The organism is Micromonospora sp. NPDC005163 (genome assembly GCF_053599835.1).
In genome coordinates this window covers 1-5,974 of record NZ_JBSFYP010000132.1, presented here as the reverse complement: position 1 = coordinate 5,974, position 5,974 = coordinate 1, and the positions used below count along the sequence as shown (strand labels likewise).

At 70.9% G+C, this 5,974-nt stretch carries 2 protein-coding genes and 2 pseudogenes; all 4 read left to right on the top strand.

Features of this window, described 5'->3' with window-relative positions:
- The first annotated feature begins 582 nt into the window (after positions 1–582).
- Entirely contained in the window at positions 583–3,855 is a 3,273-nt protein-coding gene (gene fdh / locus ACWD6N_RS37060) for a formate dehydrogenase (RefSeq protein ID WP_450006650.1), read from the top strand.
- The gene (locus ACWD6N_RS37055) at positions 3,848–4,807 is read left to right on the top strand and encodes a 4Fe-4S dicluster domain-containing protein (RefSeq protein ID WP_354968311.1); all 960 of its coding nucleotides are present in this window, start codon (positions 3,848–3,850) and stop codon (positions 4,805–4,807) included. Before fdh ends, ACWD6N_RS37055 begins: the two co-directional genes overlap by 8 nt.
- Positions 4,804–5,880: pseudogene (nrfD, locus tag ACWD6N_RS37050) on the top strand (NrfD/PsrC family molybdoenzyme membrane anchor subunit); the annotation flags it as partial. The gene ACWD6N_RS37055 and the pseudogene nrfD, both read left to right, overlap by 4 nt.
- Positions 5,881–5,974, top strand: a pseudogene (rph, locus tag ACWD6N_RS37045) (ribonuclease PH); the annotation flags it as partial. It lies immediately after the preceding pseudogene.

The following is a 5,974-nucleotide window of genomic DNA, read 5'->3' as shown; positions in this document are numbered from 1 at the left end:
ACCGCGTTCCTCAAGGGTTTGAAGCAGGTTGACGGGTGGCAGGACATGGCGTTGACCGACGCCGCGCAGACCGTGCAGGTCTCGGCCTACCCGGACGCCTACGCCCAGTGGGAGCAGCAGGCCACCGACCTGGTCGCCAAGCACTGGAACAGCTGACCCACCGCACCACCGCACGACATCGACCGCTGGCCGGCACCCCACCCGGGGTGCCGGCCAGCGGCATACCCACGACCAGATCTTGGACAGTTCCCGTCACCCGCGAACGGAAACTGTCCAAGATTCGCAGGTCACGGCGGGGGCGCCGGGTGGGGGAACAACGTCGGGCCGCGGCTGGTTGTGGACAGTGTCGGTGTGATCCAGTGTCCCCGGGCCTCACCTAATATCGCCCTCGCGGAATACCGTTCGGCTGGAACCGCGTCGCGCCACTCGCCGAGAGGCGACCTGCACACCGACACCAACGCCGCCCCCAGCCCACCGGCCAGGGGCGGCGTTGTGTGCGTCAGTTGCCGGTTCCTCGGTTCGCGAACATGCCTCGGTTGACCTATGTTCATGGGGTCGCTCGCGTGGGAGGGGGTGTCGGGGATGGGTCTGCGGACCTTCATCGAGGGTTGGCCGGTCTACCGGCAGCTCACCGGCACGGACCCGCTGGGTCGGGGCGCCGCGGCGCAGTCTGCCCGCTCGGCGGAGTTGACCCCCCGCACCGAGGACGCCGACAGCGTGGCCCGCTCGGTCTGCCCGTACTGCGCGGTGGGTTGCGGTCAGCGGGTGTTCGTGAAGGACGGGCAGGTCACCCAGATCGAGGGCGACCCGGACAGCCCGATCTCGCGGGGCCGGCTCTGTCCGAAGGGTTCGGCCAGCAAGAGCCTGGTGACCAGCCCGTTGCGGCAGACGAAGGTTCGCTACCGCCGGCCGTACTCCACGCAGTGGGAGGATCTGGAGCTCGACACCGCGCTCGACATGATCGCCGACCGGTTGCTTGCCGCCCGCGAGCAGACCTGGGAGGACGTCGACGGCGAGGGCCGGCCGCTCAACCGGACGCTGGGCATCTCCAGCCTGGGTGGGGCGACGCTGGACAACGAGGAGAACTACCTCATCAAGAAGTTGTTCACCGCGATGGGGGCGCTCCAGATCGAGAACCAGGCCCGTATTTGACACTCCGCCACCGTCCCCGGTCTGGGGGCCAGCTTCGGTCGTGGCGGTGCGACGGATTTTCAGCAGGACATCGCCAACGCTGACGTCATCGTCATTCAGGGTTCGAACATGGCCGAGGCGCATCCGGTGGGCTTCCAGTGGGTGATGGAGGCGAAGCGTCGGGGCGCGAAGGTCTTCCACGTGGACCCGCGGTTCACCCGGACCAGCGCGGTGGCGGACGCCTACCTGCCGATCCGGGCGGGCACCGACATCGCCCTGCTGGGCGGGGTGGTGCGGTACATCCTGGACAACGAGCTGGATTTCCGGGAGTACGTGCTGTCGTACACCAACGCGGCGACGATCGTCAGCGAGCAGTTCACCGACACCGAGGAAGGCGACGGGTTCTTCTCCGGCTTCGACCCGGCGACCGGCAGCTACGTGCAGGACAGCTGGCAGTACGAGGGGCACGAGAACTCGTCTGGCAGCGGCCACACCGCGAAGGAACGGGACACCGCCGCCGGCCTGCGCCATGAGTCGCACGGCGCGGAGGTGGGCGGGCAGACCCGCCGCGACGAGACGTTGCAGCACCCACGCTGCGTTTACCAGATCCTCAAGCGGCACTTCGCCCGCTACACGCCGGAGATGGTCGAGCGGGTCTGCGGCATCTCCCAGGAGAAGTTCCTGGAGCTGGCCGAGGCCTGGACGCGGAACTCCGGCCGGGAACGCACCGGCATGCTCATCTACTCGGTGGGCTGGACGCAGCACAGCGTGGGCGTGCAGTACATCCGCACGGGCGCGATCATCCAGCTGCTGCTGGGCAACATGGGTCGCCCAGGCGGCGGAGTGATGGCGCTGCGCGGGCACGCCAGCATCCAGGGCTCCACGGACATCCCGACGCTGTTCAACCTCCTGCCCGGTTACCTGCCGATGCCACACCACGCCGACCACCCGACGTTCGACGAGTGGGTGGACAGCATCCGCCACCCGGGGCAGAAGGGCTTCTGGGGCAACGCCCGCTCGTTCGCGGCGAGCCTGCTCAAGGCGTACTGGGGGGACGCGGCCACCGCCGAGAACGACTTCTGTTACGGCTACCTGCCCCGGATGACTGGCGACCACGGCACCTACCAGCAGGTGCTGAACATGATCGACGGGAAGATCAAGGGATACTTCCTGCTCGGGCAGAACCCGGCGGTCGGTTCGGCGCACGGGCGGGCGCAGCGCCTCGGCATGGCGAACCTGGACTGGCTGGTCGTCCGCGACCTGTTCATGATTGAGAGTGCGACGTTCTGGCAGAACGGCCCCGAGGTGGCCACCGGCGAGATCGTGCCGGAAGAGTGCCGTACCGAAGTGTTCTTCCTGCCCGCGGCCTCGCATGTGGAGAAGGAGGGCAGCTTCACGCAGACGCAGCGGCTGTTGCAGTGGCGGGAGAAGGCCGTCGAACCGCCCGGCGACGCCCGTTCCGAGCTGTGGTTCTTCTACCACCTCGGCCGAAAGCTGCGGGAGAAGCTGGCCGGGTCGGAGCTGCCACGCGACCGGGCGCTGCTCGACCTCACCTGGGACTACCCCACGCACGGCCCGCACGCCGAGCCGAGCGGCGAATCGGTGCTGCGCGAAATCAACGGGTACGACGTGTCGACCGGCCGCCCACTGTCCTCGTTCGGCGAGGCCCGCGCGGACGGCTCCACCGCAATCGGCTGCTGGATCTACACCGGTGTCTACGCGGGCGGGGTGAACCAGGCGGCCCGGCGCAAGTCTCGCCACGAGCAGGACTGGGTGGCCGCCGAGTGGGGCTGGGCGTGGCCGGCGAACCGTCGCATCCTCTACAACCGGGCCTCGGCCGACCCGGACGGCAACCCGTGGAGCGAGCGCAAACGCTACGTCTGGTGGGATCCGGACAAGGGCGAGTGGACCGGCTACGACGTGCCGGACTTCGAGAAGACCAAACCACCGTCGTACCGGCCGCCCCCGGGTACGTCCGGCACCGAGGGCATCGCCGGCGACGACCCGTTCGTCATGCAGGGCGACGGCAAGGGCTGGCTGTACGCGCCCAGCGGGGTCCTGGACGGGCCGTTGCCCACGCACTACGAGCCGGTCGAGTCGCCGGTACGTAACCCGCTCTACCGGCAGCAGGCCAACCCGACCCGCAAGATGTACGCCCATCCGGCCAACTCGGTGAACCCGAGCCCGCCGCAGGAGCACAGTCAGGTCTTCCCGTACGTGTTCACGGTCAGCCGGCTCACCGAACACCACACGGCCGGCGGCATGAGTCGGACGGTCCGTCCGCTGGCCGAGCTGCAGCCGGAGATGTTCGTCGAGGTGTCGCCGGAGTTGGCCGCCGAGGTCGGGTTGACGCACCTGGGCTGGGCCCACCTGATCAGCGGCCGCGCCGCCATCGAGGCGAAGGTGCTGGTGACGGACCGGTTGACGCCGTTGCGGGTGGACGGGCGGATCATCCACCAGGTGTGGTTGCCGTACCACTTCGGTTTCGAGGGCCTGGTGACCGGCGACTCGGCCAACGACCTGTTCGGGATCAGCCTCGACCCCAACGTCCTGATCCAGGAGAGCAAGGTCGGCACCTGCGACGTCCGGGCCGGCCGCCGGCCCACCGGCCCGGAGCTGCTCGACCTGGTGGCCGAGTATCAGCGGCGGGCGGGAATCACGCCGGGCCGCAACGCCCCGGTGATCACCACCGACAGCGACGGGGAGGGGCGCGGTGATTCCTGACCCGAACAGCCTGTACGGGCCGCTGGATCCGGCACCGGACGCCGGTTGGTCGACCGCGCCGCCGCGGATGGGGTTCTTCACCGACACCAGCGTCTGCATCGGCTGCAAGGCCTGCGAGGTGGCCTGCAAGGAGTGGAACGGGGTGCCCGGCTCCGGCCTGGACCTGCTCGGCATGTCGTACGACAACACGGGCGCGCTGACCGCGAACTCGTGGCGGCATGTCGCGTTCATCGAGCAGCCCCGCCCCGACGTGCTCGGCACTCCCATCGCCCCGGGTGGCCCTCGCGGTGACAGTGGCACCCGCGGCGACGGCCGGGGGCCGGAGTTCCTCGGGATGCCGGGTGCGCAGCCGCCGGGTCGGGGCACCGGCGCGGAGCAACGCACCGATTTCCGCTGGCTGATGATGTCCGACGTGTGCAAGCACTGCACCCACGCCGCGTGCCTGGACGTGTGCCCGACCGGCTCGCTCTTCCGCACCGAGTTCGGCACCGTCGTGGTGCAGGAGGACATCTGCAACGGCTGTGGCTACTGCATCTCCGCCTGCCCGTACGGCGTGATCGACCAGCGCAAGGACGACGGTCGGGCCTGGAAGTGCACGCTCTGCTACGACCGGCTCGGCGCGGGCATGACCCCGGCGTGTGCGCAGGCGTGCCCGACCGAGTCGATCCAGTACGGGCCCCTCGACGAGCTGCGGGAGCGGGCCGCCACACGGGTCGCGACGCTGCACGAGCGCGGAGTACCCGAGGCACGGCTGTACGGGCATGACCCGAACGACGGGGTGGGTGGTGATGGGGCGTTCTTCCTGTTGTTGGATGAGCCGGAGGTGTACGGGCTGCCGCCGGACCCGATCGTGACCACCCGCGATCTGCCGGCCATGTGGAAACGCGCCGGGCTCGCCGCACTGGCCATGGCGGCGGCCACCGTCGCCGCGTTCGTCGGAGGTTCCTCGTGAGTCCGCACCACCCGGAGGTGGGCGACCTGTTCCGCCGCTTCCGCGACCGGCTGGACCGGCCGGAGACGAGCATCCAGGGCCGGCCGGGCGGCGCCGACGCGGACGTGACCCCGCAGCCGCAGCGCAACGCCGAACACAAGGGCCGGCGTGGTGGTCGTCGCGGCGGTGGCGAGGAACTGCGGGTGCCGGAGGCCGAGTTCACCTCGTACTATGGCCGGCCGGTCCTGAAGGCGCCGGTCTGGAAGTGGGACATCGCCGCGTACCTGTTCACCGGCGGGCTGGCCGCCGGCTCGTCGCTGCTCGCCGCGGGCGGGCAGCTCACCGGCCGACCGGTGCTGCGCCGGGCCGGCCGGGTCACCGCGCTGGCCGCCGTCAGCGCCAGCGCCGTCTTCCTGGTCCGGGACCTGGGCAGGCCGGCCCGGTTCCACCACATGCTCCGGATCGCCAAGCCCACCTCGCCGATGTCGATGGGCACCTGGATCCTCACCGCCTTCGGGCCGGCGGCCGGGGTCGCCGCGATCGCCGAGGCCTCCGGCTGGCTGCCCCGGCGCGGGCTGCTCGGGCTGGTCCGCCGGGCGCTGCCGCCGGTCGGGCACGCGGCCGGGCTGCTCGCCGCCGGCACCGCGCCCGCGCTGGCCACGTACACCGGCGTGCTGCTCGCCGACACGGCCGTGCCGTCGTGGCACGAGGCGTACCCGGAGCTGCCGGTCATCTTCGCGGGCAGCGCCCTGGCCAGCGGCGCCGGCGTGGGTCTGCTCGCCGCGCCGCCGGCCGAGGCTGGGCCGGCCCGCCGGATGGCGGTGGCCGGCGCGGCCATGGAACTGTACGGCGCGCACCGGGTGGAAACCCGCCTCGGCCTGCTCAGCGAGCCGTACCGGCGGGGCCGGCCTGGTCGGTTGCTGCGCGCCGGTCGGCTGCTGACCGCGGCTGGGGTGGCCGGCGCTCTGGTCGGCCGGCGCAGCCGGGTGGTCGGCGCGTTCTCCGGTGCCGCTCTGCTGGCCGCTTCCGTCGCGACCCGGTTCGGCATCTTCTACGGCGGCGTCGCGTCCGCCCGTGACCCCCGCTACACGGTGTACGTGGCGCTGCACGACGCGGTGGACTGGCTGGCCGCCCGCAAGGCGTTGGCCGGGAAGCCGGAGAACGTGATGCACCGTTCGGTGGCCGCGG